Here is a 16,361-nt window from a genome sequence, read left to right as displayed (position 1 = left end):
TTGTTCTTTAGTTGCAATTATGTTTATTTCACTTCTTTACCAAAGAGAAATGGTAACTAGAAATACCAGTTACCACCACCTATTAATATTTAAAGCTTGTGTCCATAAAAGTATTTTTGTCGCTTTTCCCAGTTTTTACTTGAAAGCCCGTTTATATAATTAATAAAATCTTTATAATTACTCGCACTAATGATCGTGTTGTAATCCCCAGGCACTTTTTCACCCGTCCAGCTACTTTATATTTTAGGAATATCAACCACATTCTTCAAATCAAATGGCTTGCTGGAAGTAAAATTTAATGTATTACAATAATGAATCTGACAGTATCTTTTCAAACATTTCATCAAATTCTTTAAATTTAACCATTTCTCTTCCTGATGGATTATCTAATTCAATATATTGTGTTTTATTTATATCAAATACATACCAACTGATATTACTTTCCCCTAAAAACAAATATTTTTTTTGTTCTTCATTTTCGTACCAAATCTGATTAGAAGTAATTAATCCATCAATATGTTGATTGGGTTTATTCCCCAATAACACTTCATCTATTCCATATAAAATAAACCCATTAAACTCTAAACCATTTATTATTTTTAAAACATTAATATATTCATTTGGTAATTCATTGTGTAACTCTTCTTTAACGGATTTTTGAAACTCAGTTAACTCTTCTTCACTAGCACCTGTGTTTATCCGCTCACCGTATAATTTTTTTCCTCTATTATTTCTTCCAGCCTTTCCTTCCACATTTTACCACCCCTAATGTTTTTTAGGATACAAATTTCCTTCAGGAACCGGCCAATCGACTACTTGTTTTTCACCGGGAACTAATTGCTTTGCAAAGCTATTTTGAAAGTTTGTAATAATTTTATGATAAGGTTCATTTTGAATTAATATTAGATTATCAAAACTATTTGTTCCACTATCATCTATTGGTACTTTATGATGAACTTGCCAACCATCAGGAACTCTACCTTTTTGTAGTTTCAGTATATCGGTATCAGAGAAACCTGCTTCTTTTAAATACGCTGTATCTTTTGATAAATCGCTCAAAAATTGCTTTCTAATTGTATTATCAAACTCTTTTCTTAAATTTTGTAATTCTGTTCTATCTCGCTTTACATATATTATTTCTTTTGTTTTCATTCCTTCTAAAGTAATATCTACACCTCGTAGTTTACCTGTGAAATCAGCCTTAGAACCTTCCTCAATAACTTCCTCCGTCCCCTTAGTAACAGTACCGCTATCTGCTCTAGATGAAAACTGCTGCATAAGATCATTCGCTGTTCTTGTTTCCACAGCAAAGTGAGGCAAGGTCATACCATTAGCGTTGTAACTATATGCACGAACCCCGGTTGGTACTTGCAAACTGCCCACTTTACGGCCAAGGTCGTTAAGTGTCTGCCTTGCTTTATTCAGCTGGCTGTTAACGTATTCCCGGCTGTACGGAGGTTTTACGGCTCCACGGCTGTCTATGTATTTAGCCGCCGCTCCATACCTGTAGGAGGCTTTGTTTCCTCTGTTCCTCGGTCAGTTCATTGCTGCATTTCTTGATTAATCGCAAGAAGAGCTGTTCCACAGTCAATTATTCATTGACCTTTGGAACAGCTCTATACTAATTTATTTCTTAGTTCTCTCCATAATGTACCATATCATATGGATAATAAGGGATATTCTTTAATGTACTATCATCTAAATTCAATATCTTTGCAAGGGCTCCGCTTTCGAAACTCCAATAGCCGCTATACGTATCATTACTACTTTTATGAGTGTCATACCACCCTGTATCATTATGTCCTTCATACCATTCATTTTGCAAGTAGTTTTTTAAAAGAGCCGTTGCTTCCGATTTATCGGATGTCGTAATAACACTTTTGAGAAACTGATAAGGAAGGTTGAATGCAAAGTTTGGAGAAACCTCTTTCCAATCCTCATTCTTAGGTTGGATTAGAAAATCAATTAAATAGTCCTGTAATCCTTCTCTCTCTATCATTGTTTCTAATTTTCTAAAATCATTATTTGGAACATCGAGCATAATTCCTATAGATACCATCCATAACATTTGCACATAACCACTATTCGCTGACCAAGTTTTTTCCATGATATTTATCACTTCAGGAAAAAATTCTTTTATTTCCTCTAGAGAAGCACCGGATGAATATAACGCTCTTAACTTATTAAAATAAAAACCCTGCAAAGAAATATACGCCCGCTTAACCCCTATATCATCTTCTCCTCTTTGGTTAATAACTGAATGCGCTAATGAAGTGAATTTCTCAATTCTTTCGTTTTCATACTCTAAAAAACTATTGAAGTAACTCTCCTCTTTTATGGTATCTCTTATCATAATTTCTCCTCCCAATCTTCACATTCTATATGCTATTGGACTTTTCCTGCATCATCAAGAGCATGTCTTGAAACGCTTCCGTTTTTGTCGATTTTAATTAAAACTTTTTGTACATTCTCCGGGTTTAAGATAGCTTCCATTCTAATTTCATCAGCTACTTCTTTGGATACTGCCGTGTCTAGCCTTTCACTTCCCTCCACCCAATTATCACTCATTTGTCTTCCATCTCTTGTATTGCCTAGCCTAGAGCTTCCATATTTCGATTCTGCGATCACGTATTTTGGCGGGGGATTTGAGTTCTCATAAACCCCATCAATACCTTTAATGATTTTATCATCTAAATCAGTCACCCTATCCGAACTAATTCGGGTGTACCCTTGACTTTCAAAAAAGTCATCCATTTTCATTTCGCCGTAGTTGCCTTTATGCTTTGTTTTTTCTAAAGGCAATGCCCCGTTTTCCACAGCATCTATTACAGAACGCTGCTGGGCTCTCGCTGTTTCTAATGCATCATTAACCCTGTCAGCTTCACCCGTTCCCTTAGTGACAACCCCTCTATCTGTCTTAGATGAAAATTGCTGTATAAGATCATTCACTGTTTTTGTTTCAAATCCGGGCTGGGAAACAGAAAACATGCCGGTGCTCATACTTCGCTGCTGGAATCCAACCGGCACTTCAAGACTGCCCACTTTGCGGCCAAGGTCGTTAAGTGTCTGCCTTGCTTTATTCAACTGTCCGTTGATATATTCCCGGCTGTACGGGGGTTTTACGGCTCCACGGCTGTCTATGTATTTAGCGGCCGCTCCGATGCCGGTGATCGTTGTCGCTTGGAAAAGGCTTTGTTTCCTCTGTTCCTCCGTCAATTCATTGCCGAACATGTCCTCGCCGGTTAAATATTCAGAGAAGCCATTCGCTGCAACGAGGCCGTAAATGCCCATTTCGGTTTGCTGGAGCACGTCGAACGCTTTGGTTGATTTGTAGGCGTCCAGTGTGTGGGCGGCGGCATTTACGCCTTTGGCGGTTTTGTAAATCGCATTTCCACCTTTTGCCGCTCGTCCCGCCCAGCCAACGACCGGGATAAATCCGGCGAGAGCCATGGCGCCGGCTGCAATGCGCTCGGCGTCACTTAGTTTTTCGCCGGTCACAGGATCAATGCCTTCTGTCGCCCTCTTGTAATCATAATAGCCGGTCACCTCTCCCGTAAAGGTGGAGACGGTATCCCATGCTTTTTCATGCCACGGCCTGTTTTCCAGCTCGATCGCTTTTTTCGCCATCTCCCGGGCGTAGGCTTGATCTTCTTTATACTGGACGTAGTCCGCTGACTGTTGGGCGATTTCGTCCTGTACCTTGTATATTTCACTGTTCTCATAAGCTTGGCTGTCGAAGTAGATCGGAGAAATCTTGCCGCCCTTAGTGGAGGCTTTCATTAGTTCGCTAAACAGTTGAATGACGTTTACTTCTTCAAGTTCAGATTTGACATATTCGGATGTCAAATCGCTGTCCAGCTTGTTCACTGCGACAATGGTTTTTGTCCGTTTTTCTTCCGCCTTTTCCATATGCTCGTCGAATGTCTCTCTCGAATACATATCTAAAGATAGAATATCATTAATTTGGTCGAAAATTTTTTGAAGATCTTCCCGCTGTGAGGTAACCATCATATTGGCATTGCTGAGACCATTGGCGGTTTCTATTTCTAAAAAAGGCACTTTGACGATCGTTTCCCCTGACAAGTTGGCATCTTCCGCCATACCGGCAATCCCTTTGAAGAAAGCAACTTGTACGCTAATAAACTCCGTCCAAGCGTCTACAACATTTATTTGTGCTTTATAAAACGCTTTGATCGCTTCCGCTCCGTCCCCTTGCATTTCTTCTTCCATCGTCGCGATTGCGTTCATTTCTTTCCTCAAATTGTCTAACTGTCCTTTTAATGCACTATATTCCTTTTTCCGTGCGTCCATGGCGGCTTTCAATGTGGCGGCTTCGTAAACTTTGCTGCTGACTGCTGCGTAACCTTCTGATACGATCATTTGTTGACGATCGCCTCATCTTGCTCTTTGAGTAAATCGACGTTCGCCCGCGTATCTTCTATGTTCTTCGTGACAACTTCGATATACTGCAAAATATTTTTATGGATGTTCGCTTCCCGCTCTTTCCATTTCGTCGTGTAGTCCAGTTCATTTTGCCCAAGTGACTCCACAGACGGTTCCGGCAGCACAATGTTATTCAGCGCTGTTTTCACCTTTTCAAGCTGCTCGACTACGGCGCTATGATCTAATTTTATTGTCCCCATTAATTAAACAGCCACCCTTTCAAACTATTGATCGTATTTCCGACGTCCTCTACAAATTCTTCTCCTTTATCAAGAAGCCGTTCTGCTCCTTGCGCGACAGCACTCGCCGCCTGTGCAGCGGCAAGCTCTATTTTCAAAAGAGCGATCTTGTTTTCAATGCTTTGAATATAACTGTCATACTCTTCGCTTACGATTCTCTCCATCTCTTTTAAAGCGGCATCCCGCGAATCATCAAAGCTATCTGCCCGGCTGCCTGTCCAGCTGTTGCCAAGCGCTGGCTGATCGATCTTCTTAATCTCTGATGTGCATTGGTCCTGTTCTGCGTTAATATCTCGCTTCGCCTGTTCCAGCCGTTCGATTTTTTCTTGAATAGCAGCGATACTTCCTGAAATCGCTGCTTGAATATCCCCCAGCATGCTTGCTTGGCTCATTTTGCTCACCTCTGTGCTATTCATCCACTTTCTTATTTGTTATCTAGTTAAAATTAAATAGTTTCTTTAAAACTAAACTCATTTATTTTCCATATTTTATATTATACACGTGGAATAAGTTTACTTTAATAGGAGGATTGTTCCTAAAGTCAACGAATGAAAAAGATACAGAAGGGTAATAAGTAGGAAGAAAAATCCTCCCACAAGAAGTTCATACGACTGTATGCTCACTTCTTTGGAAGGATGGAGTTAGTTAACTATTTAACATCTTTATTGTGATACAACTCTATGTTCTTTTCTTTTTTCACTTTTTTAGCCTTAGTTCCCGTGTTATCGAAACGGGCTTTATCGTACACAGCCGTTCCGACAATTTCAGCCACATCCTGAAGCTTCTCTTTGCTGATCTTATCGATTGTGTCTTCAGGTGTATGATACCATGGCTCAACTGGATCATGGATGAATAAAGCGGCCGGGATGCCAGCTTCAGCAAATGGCACATGATCACTGCGCCCTCCTTGAGCGTATGGTGTTGCTTCCCCATTCAACCGCTTGCTCGATTCCTGTGCAAGTTCTGTTACGAGGTTTGGCTCACCGTCTGCCGTCATCATCACCAAGTCACCAGCATCTTTGCTTCCAACCATGTCGAGGTTGAAGTTGGCAATGATGCGGTTTAACTCATCCTCAGGCAGGTTGTCCACGTAATGGGTAGAACCGATCAGTCCAAGCTCTTCCGCTCCAAAAGTGATAAAGCGGATTTCGGTATCTGTCGGTACATTTTTCAGCACACGGGCAAGCTCTAATGTCGTTGCTGTTCCGGACGCATCATCATTCGCTCCAGGTGCCAGTTCGACAGAATCATGATGGGCGCCGACTACGATCACATCGTTATTCGCTTTCTTTTTATTCGTTGGTTTTTTTGTCGCAATGACATTGTGAGACGTTCTCTCTTCTGTCACCGCTCCTTCCACTTTCAAGGAAGCGCTCACAGTGCCACTCTGAACATGGGCTGCTAGTGCTTCACCTTCTGCTTTTGTTAATGCAATGGCAGGGGCATAATCTTCTCGTGCTTCACCAAGCGTACCATTTACTGCGCCATCGGCATTGTTATAAATAATGACTCCAGCGGCTCCTGTTGCTGTTGCGTTTAATACTTTTTCACCAAATGTAATTTCACCGCGTTTAATAAGGGCAATTTTACCGGTCAAATCAATATCAGCAAGTTCTTCTTTTTTCCCTAACCCGGCGAGGACAAGTTCTCCTGTTACATCACCGCTCGGCGTGTATGTAAAGGAAGACGGATTCAATTCTCCTTCAAATCCATCGACAGTTAATTCCATGCTGCTCGGCGGTGTATAGCCTGTGAAGGTAAACTCTTGAATATCAACACCATATCCATACGATTCAAATTCACTCTTAATAAACTGAACGGCATTGTATTCGGCTTCCGTACCGGCCACGCGCGGCACTTTCGCCAAATAATCAATGTTGTTATAAATGTTGTCGACGTTGATCTCGTTAATAACCTTGTTATCGAACACTTTGTAAGGCTGCGATTGTACCGCTTCAGAAGGCTTGGCCAATACAGCTTGAGTGCCAAATGCACTAAAAGTTAATGAAGCCGCAAGCGCCATTTTCAATGCCGGTTTCTTCATAAATGACTACCTCCACTTAATTAATTGGTACTACTAGAGGAATATTACAATATTCCTAATATTATAAATAGAGCAAAAATTACTAAATCTTACAGTATTTCTCAGCGAAAAGCCTCTTAAACAGCTAAACTATGATATTTGATGCAGGAGTAATTACCATATAATTCATTTATTGTATAGAAAAGTTTCACTTGTTATACTTAGAAAAACCGCGCTTTAGCGCATTACTGCGACGGGGGTCAGTCCCTCAGCGCTTTAAAGCGCTGAGGGACTGACCCCCGTTACGTTAATTCGTTAAAGTGTTATGGAGGTTGGATATGAAACGGTTGGTGAAGGAATTAAAGGAAACTGGTTATATGGGAATGCAAACGCCTGTGGAGCAGGTGGCGTTTGTTTTGCGGAAGTTTGCGGAGTGGTTTCCGTTTGAGAATGTGGATGTAATGAGGGGAAATAAAGCAGATATTACGCCTGAGTTTTTGACGGATAAGATGGTTGTTAAGCGGCGTGGCGGTCTTTGTTATGAAATAAATCCCCTTTTGCTGCTTGTGTTGAAAACACTTGGTTTTGAGGCAGAACTCGGTGCCGCCACTGTTTATAACGAAGGTAAATGGGGGCTTCACCGCACGCACGCGATCGTTCTTCTCCGAATCAATGGAGAAAATTACATTGCTGACAGCGGCTTCGGCAGCCGGCTCGCGCTTTCTCCATTGCCGCTTGACGGCGATGAGGTAACATCACCCGCTGGCACTTTCAGGCTGCGTACTCACGCAACAGAAAAAGGATCGATTGCGATGGAATCTTTATCTGCCCAAGGAGATTGGACGATCTGCTATGTCTTTGATTGGAAAACCGTACCTTGGAATGAATTATCCAAGGCAAAGCGGAATATCCATGAAAACCCCCGCTCTCCCTTTAATAAACAATTACTAATTGCCACGATTTTACCAGATGGCACACAATCCATTAATGAAGAGCGCCGCCACCGCAAATGGAAGGACGGCCATGAAGAGACGTCTCCGTTTGAAAATAAACAAGCACTTATCGATTCTGTCCGGCTGAACTGTTCCTCTTCATTAGCGGAAGCGGTAGAAAACTACACGACACCTTCCCAATATCAACCGAAAAAACATTAACGCATTAAAGCGGTGGGGGCAATCCCCCGGCACTTTAATGTCCTAAAGTAAATGCTCACGTTGTTTTTTGAATGACGGCGACTTTTAAGTAGTTGCCTTCTTTAAATTCGGAGGTGATTTTAAAGTCTTCGGGCAGGGTGAATTCGCGCAGGATTTTGTACGTTTCGCCGGTTTTATTAAAGGCTTTTTCAATGAATCCTTTAAATTTTTTCATGCCGAATGTGCTGCAGTTCGTAGAAGCGACGATGAGGCCATTTTCCTCTGTAATTTGAATGGCCTGCTCGAGCAAAGCTGTGTAGTCTTTTTCCGCGCTGAATGTATGCTTCTTTGAGCGAGCGAAGCTTGGCGGATCAAGAATGACCATATCGAACTTTAATTGCTTTCTCACTGCGTATTTAAAATAGTTAAACACGTCTTCGACGATGATGTCCTGCTCCTCGTAATCGATGCCATTGATGGTGAAGTGTTCCTCGGTTTTGCTTCTGCTGCGGTTGGCAAGGTCCACACTCGTCGTTTTAACTGCTCCTCCAAGTGCGGCCGCAACCGAAAACGCACCGGTATAGGAAAAGGTATTTAACACCCTTTTCCCTTCTGCATATTGATCACGGATCGCCTTCCTCACGTCCCGCTGATCAAGAAACACACCAACCATGGCGCCTTCATTTAAATAAATCGCAAAGTGAATACCGTTTTCTTTGACAATAAGCGGAAACTGCGCCCGCTCCCCTGTCACAAAGTCATCATCTTCCACATACATGCCTTTTTTCGCAAACCGCTTTTTTTCATAAATGCCTTTCACGTCAGTCAAGGTTCTTAACGAATCAATGATTTCATCTTTAAAACGATAAATGCCTTCACTGTACCAGTTGATTAAGTAAAAACCGTCAAAATAATCAATCGTCACTCCGCCGATACCGTCGCCTTCACCGTTAAACACTCTGAAGGCTGTCGTGTCAGCATCTTCAAAAAAAGCAGCCCGGTCGTCTAATGCTTTTTTGATTTTCGTTTTAAAAAACTTCCCGTCAATCACTTCACGAGGACTTCGGCTTAACACCCAGCCTAATCCTTTATTTTGCTTGCCGTAATAACCTTGCCCGATAAATTGGCCCTGTTCATCGACGAGTTCAATAAAAGTCCCTTCCACCTTCAATTCTTTTTTATTCATAATCGCATCTTCCGCAATAAGCGGATAGCCTGCTTTCATTTTTTTCGCATAGGCTGGCTTTACTTTTAAACGCACTTTGTTGGTCATGTAGTCACTCATTCCTGTCTTTTTTCTTTATTTGTAAAATTGATGTCGTTTCATTTCCCTATGTACTAGCTATTTTACACACTGAGCGAGCTAATACAACAGCTAGATGCAAGGCATCAGACTATTTCGCGGTTTTCATTTTACGCACTCATTCTAAATGCATTAAACTTTTCTGCTCCATCCAGTAAGTGTGAAAGAAATATCGTCTTGCTTTCATTCACTAGTTTAAAGTATAAAAAAGCATGACTCCTCTTGAGGAACCATGCTTTTTGGATGATCACCAAATCAGCTAATAGAAAATCCAATCTTTCCTAATTGAGCGGCTTCTTCTATTCTTTTGAAGGCCTCGCCGAACTCACTGAGTGGGTACACTTCATCCATAACCGGTTTGATTTGATGAGTTTCAATAAATTTCAGCATGTCGCTGTATTCTTCTGCACTGCCCATCGTTGAACCGAGAAAGTTAAACTGCCCGTAGAAAAAAGTCCGCAAGTTGATTTGCACATCATCTCCTGCTGATGCGCCGAATGTCACGATAGTGCCGCCCGGCCGCAGCTGTTCAAGCGCCTTGTTAAATGTCGCTGCTCCTACACATTCAATGACGAGATCCATCTTTTCTCCGCCGAGCGCTTCCTTCCAGTCTTCGTTGCTGTCAATCGCTTTGTCCGCTCCAAATTCCAGCGCTTTCTCGCCTTTTTCTTTCGAGCGTGATGTCACATACACCGTGGCTCCTGCCGCTTTCGCAAACTGCAGCAAAAATGTGGCTACACCGCTGCCGATGCCCGGAATTAACACTTTCATGCCGGACTCGACTTTGCCTCTCGTAAACAAGGCGCGGTAAGCAGTTAGTGCGGCCAATGATAAAACACCTGCTTCTTCCCACGTTAAATATGCCGGCTTCGGCGCTGTGTTTTCAGCAGGAACAACAATTTTCTCTGCAAATGTTCCATGATCAGGGAGACCGACAATTTCAAAACCTGCCGGAGGAGCATCACTGTTTTTTTGCCATCCTAGTCCCGGGTTGATGATCACTTCATCTCCCACCTGAACTCCTTCTACTCCCGTTCCAACCGCTTCTACAATTCCGGCTCCGTCAGAACCAATGATTAAAGGGGGATCCGTCGGTTTATGACGATGAAGCACGAACAAATCGCGATGATTTAAACCGGCTGTTTTCAGCCGGATGCTTACTTCTCCCTCTCCAGGCTGTCTCTCTTCTATCTCTCCGTATGTAAGTCCTTCTAAACCGGGTATTTCCGCGTGAACAACTGCCTTCATTCCCATCACTCCAATTTTCGATATTGTAAGCGGATGTCCTTCTACGGTGTTTAAACGATCGCTTCTTCCCTCTATTGTAGTATGAGACTAGGAAGATTGCTATGGCTCTGCTTGATGTTTGTACCAAATCGGCATTTAATCAAACAGATAAAGTGCCTGAGCGAACCTATCGATCCCTTCTTGAATAGTCTCCGCTTCTGGCCGGGCAAACGTAAAGCGCATCCATCCTTTTTCCGAACCTAGTAAGCGTCCGGGCACAAATGCAACTCCGTGCTTGATCGCTGCTTCCAGCAATTTATTTTCGTCTATGTCTTCTGTTAACTTTACCCACAAGTGGATGCCGCCTTCTGGAACATGAAAGCGCACTTTACTACCTATCTGCTCTTTTAAGCTTGCCACAAGCAAATCTCTTTTTCGTTTCAGTTCGTTTCTTAACGAAACAATGTGGCTGGAAAAACTGTCTGAAGACAGAAATTGCTCAGCGACCCATTGCGGAAAAATACTGTGGCCAAAATCAATTTGCTGCTTCGCATCTGCCAGCCGCTCGATCACCGTATCGGGTCCGATAATCCAGCCGATCCTTAATCCGGAAGCCACTATTTTCGTTAAGGATGTAATATATAATACATTGCCGTTTTCATCCATTGACTTTAGCGTAGGATTGATTTTCCCTGTAAAAGAAGTGAGACTGTATGGGTCATCTTCAATAATCGGAATACCGTACAAAGAAGACAGTTCAAGAATTTCTTTTCTTCTCTCTAGGTGAAGAACAGTGCCTGTCGGGTTTTGAAAATCAGGATTTAAAAACACCATTCGAATGCGGTGTTTTTGATAAAGAGACAATATATCCTCCGGCTTGACTCCATGTTCATCCACTGGCAGTAAAAACGTCCGCAAACCGGCAGACTGAAACAGCGGCAACGAAAAACTATAGGAAGGATCTTCTATCGCTACTGCATCACCCGGCTTTAACAAGCACTGGACGATTAAATGAAGTGCTTGCTGGGCACCTGATGTGATCAAAACCGAGGAAGCGCTCGTTTCAACCTTTTTAAATTCACGTACGTGCGAAACGATTGTTTCCCGAAGTGACAAATTCCCTTGGGGATGATCGTAACCGAGGTATCCATCAAATGGTTTTTCGGCTAACAGCTGTTGAAAATACGAGGAAGGAAACAAATCAGCGGAAAGTTCCCCAGTAGCAAAATTAATGATGTTTTTTTCTTGCGTCTCTTTGCGGATGCGCCTCGCTAAAGGATCATTAGGCAAAAATGAGCCATATTCAACATACCTGTTCCAATTAGGCGTGCGCTGGTGAGACAAGCCCCAAATGTCAGCGGAAACATGCGTGCCGCTTCCTTCTCTTCTCGTCACAATTCCTGCTGCCCGCAATTCTTCATAAGCCGCAATAATTGTGCTGCGATTTACCTTTAACTCCTTCGCCAGCGCCCGTTCAGACGGCAGCTTGCTTCCGGCAAGGTAATCACCAGTCGAAATCTTCAGTTCGATGTATTCGGCAATTTGCTTGTAAACGGGTTTCTTTTCATTGAAATTCGGTTTCCACTCCATTGGCCTTCCTCCTCCCTTTTTATCACAACAAAGCAAAAAACCTGTCTCCTCTGTTATAGACAGGTTATTAAAAGACTAGACTCTGCGTCTCCATATTCTATTAAATAAAGAATATGAACATACTTCACTAGTCTTTCGCTTATAAAACAATATAAAAGCCTACCGCTGCCAGAGAGAGCGTCACTACAACAACATAAATCCATGACAAACGGGCGATGTTTCCTTTTGTTGCCTGCCTGTATTCATCGTCTCCTTTGACTGCCGCAATTGTCCCAAAGGCTCCAACTGCTACCAAAAGCACAACAAATATTAATAATATAGCCATCTGTCTCTCCTCTTGTAGATTGTTCTGACTTGATTAGTTGCTTACTCTTTATTTTAAGCTATTTTCACAAAAAAGGACCATCCACTTAATGATAAAATAAACCATCCACTTTTCAAAAAGTTGTTTTCATGAACATTTTTTGAAATATTTCTTATTGCTTGCTGAAAATATTTATAATGAACTTAATACTATTATAAGCGGCAAGTATTTTAAATGAAAGATGAGCTGCGTTAATAGAAGAATAAATTGTGAACAGTCGTATTGTTTTAGCCAAAAAAGCGGAAATTCATTTACGTAACAGTTACCCCACAGTCATTTAAGATATTTTCACGGAAGGGCTGGAACAAAAAAGAAAACAGACTCTGTGGCAGAGTCTGTTTTTCGTGTGGTGGGTTTTATACCGGGCTTACGTTTGTCGCCTGCGGGCCGCGCTGGCCGTCTTCAACATCAAACGTTACTTCCTGGCCTTCATCCAATGTTTTGTAGCCTTCAGATTGAATAGCGGAGAAATGAACAAATACATCCTCGCCATCTTCCCGTTCGATGAATCCAAACCCTTTTTCACTGTTAAACCATTTTACTTTACCGCGTTCCATTTTTGTTGCCTCCTAGCATATAAATAACAAATTAAACTTACGTACTCATTATACCCGTGTGTGTGCTTTTTAAACGAAAATACTCGATAAATATTTACCTATCCACTATCCTTTAATGAATAAAATTTCGCAGTCGTTCCAGCAACATATTCGTCACCCTTTCCATGATTCATTTATATTTTACTTTTTGGGCAAAGTAAAAAGCTCCTCCGTTCCCTCCCACCCCGCAATGGGTATTGTATAAATAGTTGAGCATAATGAAGAATAAAGGTAAATTTATTCCATTCATAAATACGGGGAAAAGGAGTTTTCATCATAAATCAGATTCTTGAGAAATCGGTAAAAAACTATGCCATCCCTTTTGATACGAACGAAGATTTGACAAAGATCACCGAAGAAATCGGGGAGGCAAAAATTGTTCTTTTAGGTGAAGCGAGCCATGGAACTTCTGAATTTTATTCGGTTCGAGCCGCCCTGTCAAAAAGGCTTATTGAAGAGAAAGGGTTTTCGGTTATTGCGGTTGAAGGGGATTGGCCATCAGCCCAGCACGTCAACCGTTATATTAAAGGTTATGGCGAAGAGAAAAAGGAAGCAAGAGACGTATTAAAAGCATTTAACAGGTGGCCAGCCTGGATGTGGGCGAATGAAGAAATAGCTGCCTTTATCGAATGGTTAAGATCATACAATAAAAAAAGCAGCACTGAACAAAAAGTTGGCTTCTACGGAATCGATATATATAGTCTTTGGGAATCGATGGAGGAAGTCCTTCAATATTTATCACGTGAAAAATCAGCGGGAGTCGATCTGGCATTAGCAAGAAAAGCCTTTTCCTGTTTTGAACCTTTCAACCGTCAGCCAGAAAACTATGCAATTTCTACTTTAAATTTTTCCGAAGTGTGTATAGATGAAGTATCAAAGTTATTAGCCTCTATACGGGCACATGAAGAGAATTACAAAGATGACCAGGAAGCCGATTTAAATTTAAGAGTGAATGCGTTAGTGACGAAAAACGCTGAAAAGTATTACCGTGCCATGGTTCAAAACGATGCACTTTCCTGGAATATACGTGATGAACATATGGTTGAAGCTATCAATGAATTGAGAAACTATCATGGAAAAGAAGCGAAGATTCTTATTTGGGAACATAACACTCATATAGGCGATGCCTCGGCCACCGATATGAAAAATGAAGGGATGATTAATGTAGGCCAGCTCATTCGGGAGCAAAATAATAAAGAAAGTGTATACGCTGTTGGGTTTGGCACCCATCGTGGAACGGTCATTGCAGCAGAAAAATGGGGTGTGCCTTTTAAAAAGATTGAAGTGCCGCCCGCTCGAAAAGATTCCTGGGAAGATGTGTTGCATAATACAGGAGCATTTAATAAATTATTGACCTTTACTGAAGAAAACCGCCATTTATTCGATAGCTGGATTGGCCATAGAGCGATTGGCGTCGTGTACAACCCTGAGTATGAAGCTTATGGCAATTACGTTCCATCTAAAATCGGAAGCCGGTATGACGCATTTATTTATATTGACCAGACAAGAGCACTCGAGCCGCTGGAAACAGGAGAGCCATAGATGTAACACTTGCATCCATTTCAGCAAGCAAACTTATTAAGAATAAATATCGGCTGAGAATTTGATGCCCCACAACTAAATAAACGACGGAGACACAATAGACACAAAAACAGGGCAGCCGCTTCATGGCCTGCCCTGTTTTGTTAAAGTAATTCAATGATCTTTCTCGCGGTGCTTTCTCCGTTTTCGATACAGTCGGGAATGCCGACGCCGTAATACGAGCAGCCTGCGAGCATGATCCGTGGATAAGTTGCTGCAAGTTCCCTTTCGAGCGCTTCCACGCTTTGGCAATGGGTAATCAAATAATTCGGCATGTTATCCGACCATTTTGTTACTTCACTTACAATCGGCTCGGCTGTTATGCCAAGGCTTTTATTAATATCGGCAAGCGCTACTTGAAGCAGTTCTTTTTCGTTCATTTCTTGTAAATCGACAAATGACGGGTGGCTGCTTTTATAAAACAGCCTTACGAGCAAGTTTCCAGTTTCTGAGGTGTGCCTCCACTTCCGACTTGTCCATGTGCAGGCATTACATGACAATTCTTCACTGTTTCTTGTGATAAAACCAGTTCCGTCTGCCGGAAGAAGACTGTCGGGTACATCAAAGCCAGCGTACACACTGATCAGCGAGCTATTTTTCAACTGGGCAAACTCTTTTTCGATTTCCTCATTATTAAATAATGTTTCCGCAGCTGTATGAGGAATACTGAGTACGACATAATCCGCTTCAATCGCTTCATCGTTTGTAAAAGACACTTGATAACGATTGTTGACTTTTTCTATCTTGCTTGCTGTTATATTCTTTAAAATTTCAACGTCCTCAAGCTTTCTTTCAAACGCATCTATAAGTGCGCTCAAGCCGCTTTTGAAAGAAAGAAACTTTTTGTCGCCGCCGCTTTGGAACTTTTCTTTATTTGCTTCAAACCCTTTTATAATACTGCCGTATTGTTCTTTATAATCAAACACATACGGCAGTGTGGCAGCAATCGTTAAGTCGCTGAGCTTGCCGGAATAAACACCGGAGAGAACAGGGCCGATTTGCTTTTCAACTAATTCTTTTCCGAAAAAATGTTCAAGAAACGCACCGATTGAATCGTTTTTTGTGAACGTTTCATTTTTTGTATAAAAGTCTTTCAAGGCCTCTACTTTTCCTTCCGCAGAAACGAGCGTGCTTGTCGCTAACGATTCTACACTCGCTGGAATACCGAATACAGACTCGGCAGGAATAGACTTTAATTCTCCTTCTGTATATATAAACGACCGGCCTGTCGCATTGTATACTACTTCACTTTCCAAACCGAGTTCTTCAATGAATGACAACGTACTCGCTTTACGCGTGACAATAGAATCTGCTCCTGCTTCCATCACAAAACCGTTATCTTTTACCGTGCGAATTTTCCCGCCGAGTTCGGCAGACGCTTCTGCAAGTACTAGCCTTACATCTGATCGATTTTCTTTTTTCCATTTTTGCAATTCATACATGGCAGCTAATCCTGTAATGCCTCCGCCTATTACTAGGACTGTTTTCACTTGTGTACACCCCTATCTATGTTCCATTTCCAGTCACCTAAAGTGTACCACAATGGTTTGTCTTGGACTTAGTGCTTCATTCTATTCTTCTAATCCACCTTTGTCTATCATACTCTTCTACGTCTAGAGTCTTAGATGTAAATCTGTCTTTGGTTCGTTATGAAGGATCAGAAATGAAGATAAGATTGAACTATAGAACATGTTAAATTTAACCTTTTAATTAAACATGTAACAATCACCTCCGTCAAATTCACTTAACTTCATTTTTTTAAATATTTTGTTATTTTTATGAAAAATTGGTTAATTACTCATTTTTTGCATGTATAATTGTCTTGGGTATTTTTTCCTTGATTGTAGTTTTAAACTATTGGG

Annotated in this window: 15 protein-coding genes and 1 pseudogene; 2 read left to right on the top strand and 14 right to left on the bottom strand. The window is 41.6% G+C overall.

All coding sequences use genetic code 11. The annotated features are described in order from the left end of the window. Positions 1 to 89 precede the first annotated feature (89 nt). From imm47 to F9802_RS14575, 8 genes and pseudogenes are all read right to left on the bottom strand, one after another. Positions 90 to 236 (bottom strand): annotated as a pseudogene (imm47, locus tag F9802_RS19990) (Imm47 family immunity protein); the annotation flags it as partial. A 67-nt stretch (positions 237 to 303) separates the two neighbouring features. Beyond that, a complete protein-coding gene (locus tag F9802_RS14605) occupies positions 304 to 753 on the bottom strand; it encodes a YrhA family protein (protein ID WP_225435368.1) in 450 nt (149 codons plus the stop codon). A gap of 12 nt (positions 754 to 765) precedes the next feature. Further along, complete coding sequence (locus F9802_RS14600) at positions 766 to 1,374, bottom strand: HNH endonuclease (protein WP_152153232.1); 609 nt, start codon at positions 1,372 to 1,374, stop codon at positions 766 to 768. Positions 1,375 to 1,633: 259 nt separating this feature from the next. Next, entirely contained in the window at positions 1,634 to 2,353 is a 720-nt protein-coding gene (locus F9802_RS14595; protein WP_152153230.1) for a PoNi-like cognate immunity protein, read from the bottom strand. 32 nt (positions 2,354 to 2,385) lie between these two features. Then, on the bottom strand, positions 2,386 to 4,380 hold the full coding sequence (locus tag F9802_RS14590; protein ID WP_152153228.1) for a T7SS effector LXG polymorphic toxin: 1,995 nt from the start codon (positions 4,378 to 4,380) through the stop codon (positions 2,386 to 2,388). Next, positions 4,377 to 4,643: a YwqI/YxiC family protein gene (locus tag F9802_RS14585; protein ID WP_152153226.1), complete on the bottom strand. Its 267-nt coding sequence runs from the start codon at positions 4,641 to 4,643 to the stop codon at positions 4,377 to 4,379. The genes F9802_RS14590 and F9802_RS14585 overlap by 4 nt, the downstream gene beginning before the upstream one ends. Next, the gene (locus tag F9802_RS14580) at positions 4,643 to 5,074 is read right to left on the bottom strand and encodes a YwqH-like family protein (RefSeq protein ID WP_152153224.1); all 432 of its coding nucleotides are present in this window, start codon (positions 5,072 to 5,074) and stop codon (positions 4,643 to 4,645) included. The genes F9802_RS14585 and F9802_RS14580 overlap by 1 nt, the downstream gene beginning before the upstream one ends. 257 nt (positions 5,075 to 5,331) lie before the next feature. Then, positions 5,332 to 6,726: a M28 family peptidase gene (locus F9802_RS14575; protein ID WP_152153222.1), complete on the bottom strand. Its 1,395-nt coding sequence runs from the start codon at positions 6,724 to 6,726 to the stop codon at positions 5,332 to 5,334. Between the two features lie 317 nt (positions 6,727 to 7,043). Here F9802_RS14575 and F9802_RS14570 point away from each other — a divergent pair, with 317 nt between their 5' ends. Next, positions 7,044 to 7,859, top strand: a complete 816-nt coding sequence (locus F9802_RS14570) for an arylamine N-acetyltransferase family protein (RefSeq protein WP_152153220.1) — start codon at positions 7,044 to 7,046, stop codon at positions 7,857 to 7,859. 55 nt (positions 7,860 to 7,914) lie between these two features. Here F9802_RS14570 and F9802_RS14565 read toward each other — a convergent pair whose 3' ends face one another. The 5 genes from F9802_RS14565 to F9802_RS14545 all read right to left on the bottom strand — a co-directional run bounded on the left by F9802_RS14565 (position 7,915) and on the right by F9802_RS14545 (position 12,879). After that, on the bottom strand, positions 7,915 to 9,111 hold the full coding sequence (locus tag F9802_RS14565; RefSeq protein WP_152153218.1) for a class I SAM-dependent rRNA methyltransferase: 1,197 nt from the start codon (positions 9,109 to 9,111) through the stop codon (positions 7,915 to 7,917). A 285-nt stretch (positions 9,112 to 9,396) separates the two neighbouring features. Further along, positions 9,397 to 10,389: a zinc-binding dehydrogenase gene (locus tag F9802_RS14560; RefSeq protein ID WP_152153216.1), complete on the bottom strand. Its 993-nt coding sequence runs from the start codon at positions 10,387 to 10,389 to the stop codon at positions 9,397 to 9,399. Between the two features lie 135 nt (positions 10,390 to 10,524). Then, positions 10,525 to 11,958 (bottom strand): MocR-like pyridoxine biosynthesis transcription factor PdxR, encoded by a 1,434-nt coding sequence (gene pdxR, locus F9802_RS14555; protein ID WP_152153214.1) that lies wholly within the window; start codon positions 11,956 to 11,958, stop codon positions 10,525 to 10,527. Positions 11,959 to 12,097: 139 nt separating this feature from the next. Then, positions 12,098 to 12,283, bottom strand: coding sequence for a hypothetical protein (locus F9802_RS14550; protein ID WP_152153212.1), 186 nt, complete (start codon positions 12,281 to 12,283; stop codon positions 12,098 to 12,100). A 395-nt stretch (positions 12,284 to 12,678) separates the two neighbouring features. After that, positions 12,679 to 12,879: a cold-shock protein gene (locus F9802_RS14545; RefSeq protein ID WP_152153210.1), complete on the bottom strand. Its 201-nt coding sequence runs from the start codon at positions 12,877 to 12,879 to the stop codon at positions 12,679 to 12,681. A gap of 315 nt (positions 12,880 to 13,194) precedes the next feature. On the opposite strand from F9802_RS14545, the gene F9802_RS14540 reads away from it, so the two are divergent. Beyond that, positions 13,195 to 14,460 (top strand): erythromycin esterase family protein, encoded by a 1,266-nt coding sequence (locus tag F9802_RS14540; protein ID WP_152153209.1) that lies wholly within the window; start codon positions 13,195 to 13,197, stop codon positions 14,458 to 14,460. A 143-nt stretch (positions 14,461 to 14,603) separates the two neighbouring features. On the opposite strand, the gene F9802_RS14535 is transcribed toward F9802_RS14540, so the two are convergent. Then, positions 14,604 to 15,989: a protoporphyrinogen oxidase gene (locus tag F9802_RS14535; RefSeq protein WP_152153207.1), complete on the bottom strand. Its 1,386-nt coding sequence runs from the start codon at positions 15,987 to 15,989 to the stop codon at positions 14,604 to 14,606. Between the last annotated feature and the right edge of the window lie 372 nt (positions 15,990 to 16,361).

The organism is Bacillus aerolatus (assembly GCF_009183655.1).
GTDB classification, from domain to species: Bacteria; Bacillota; Bacilli; order Bacillales; family Domibacillaceae; genus Pseudobacillus; species Pseudobacillus aerolatus.
This window is presented reverse-complemented; position numbering and strand designations above follow the sequence as displayed.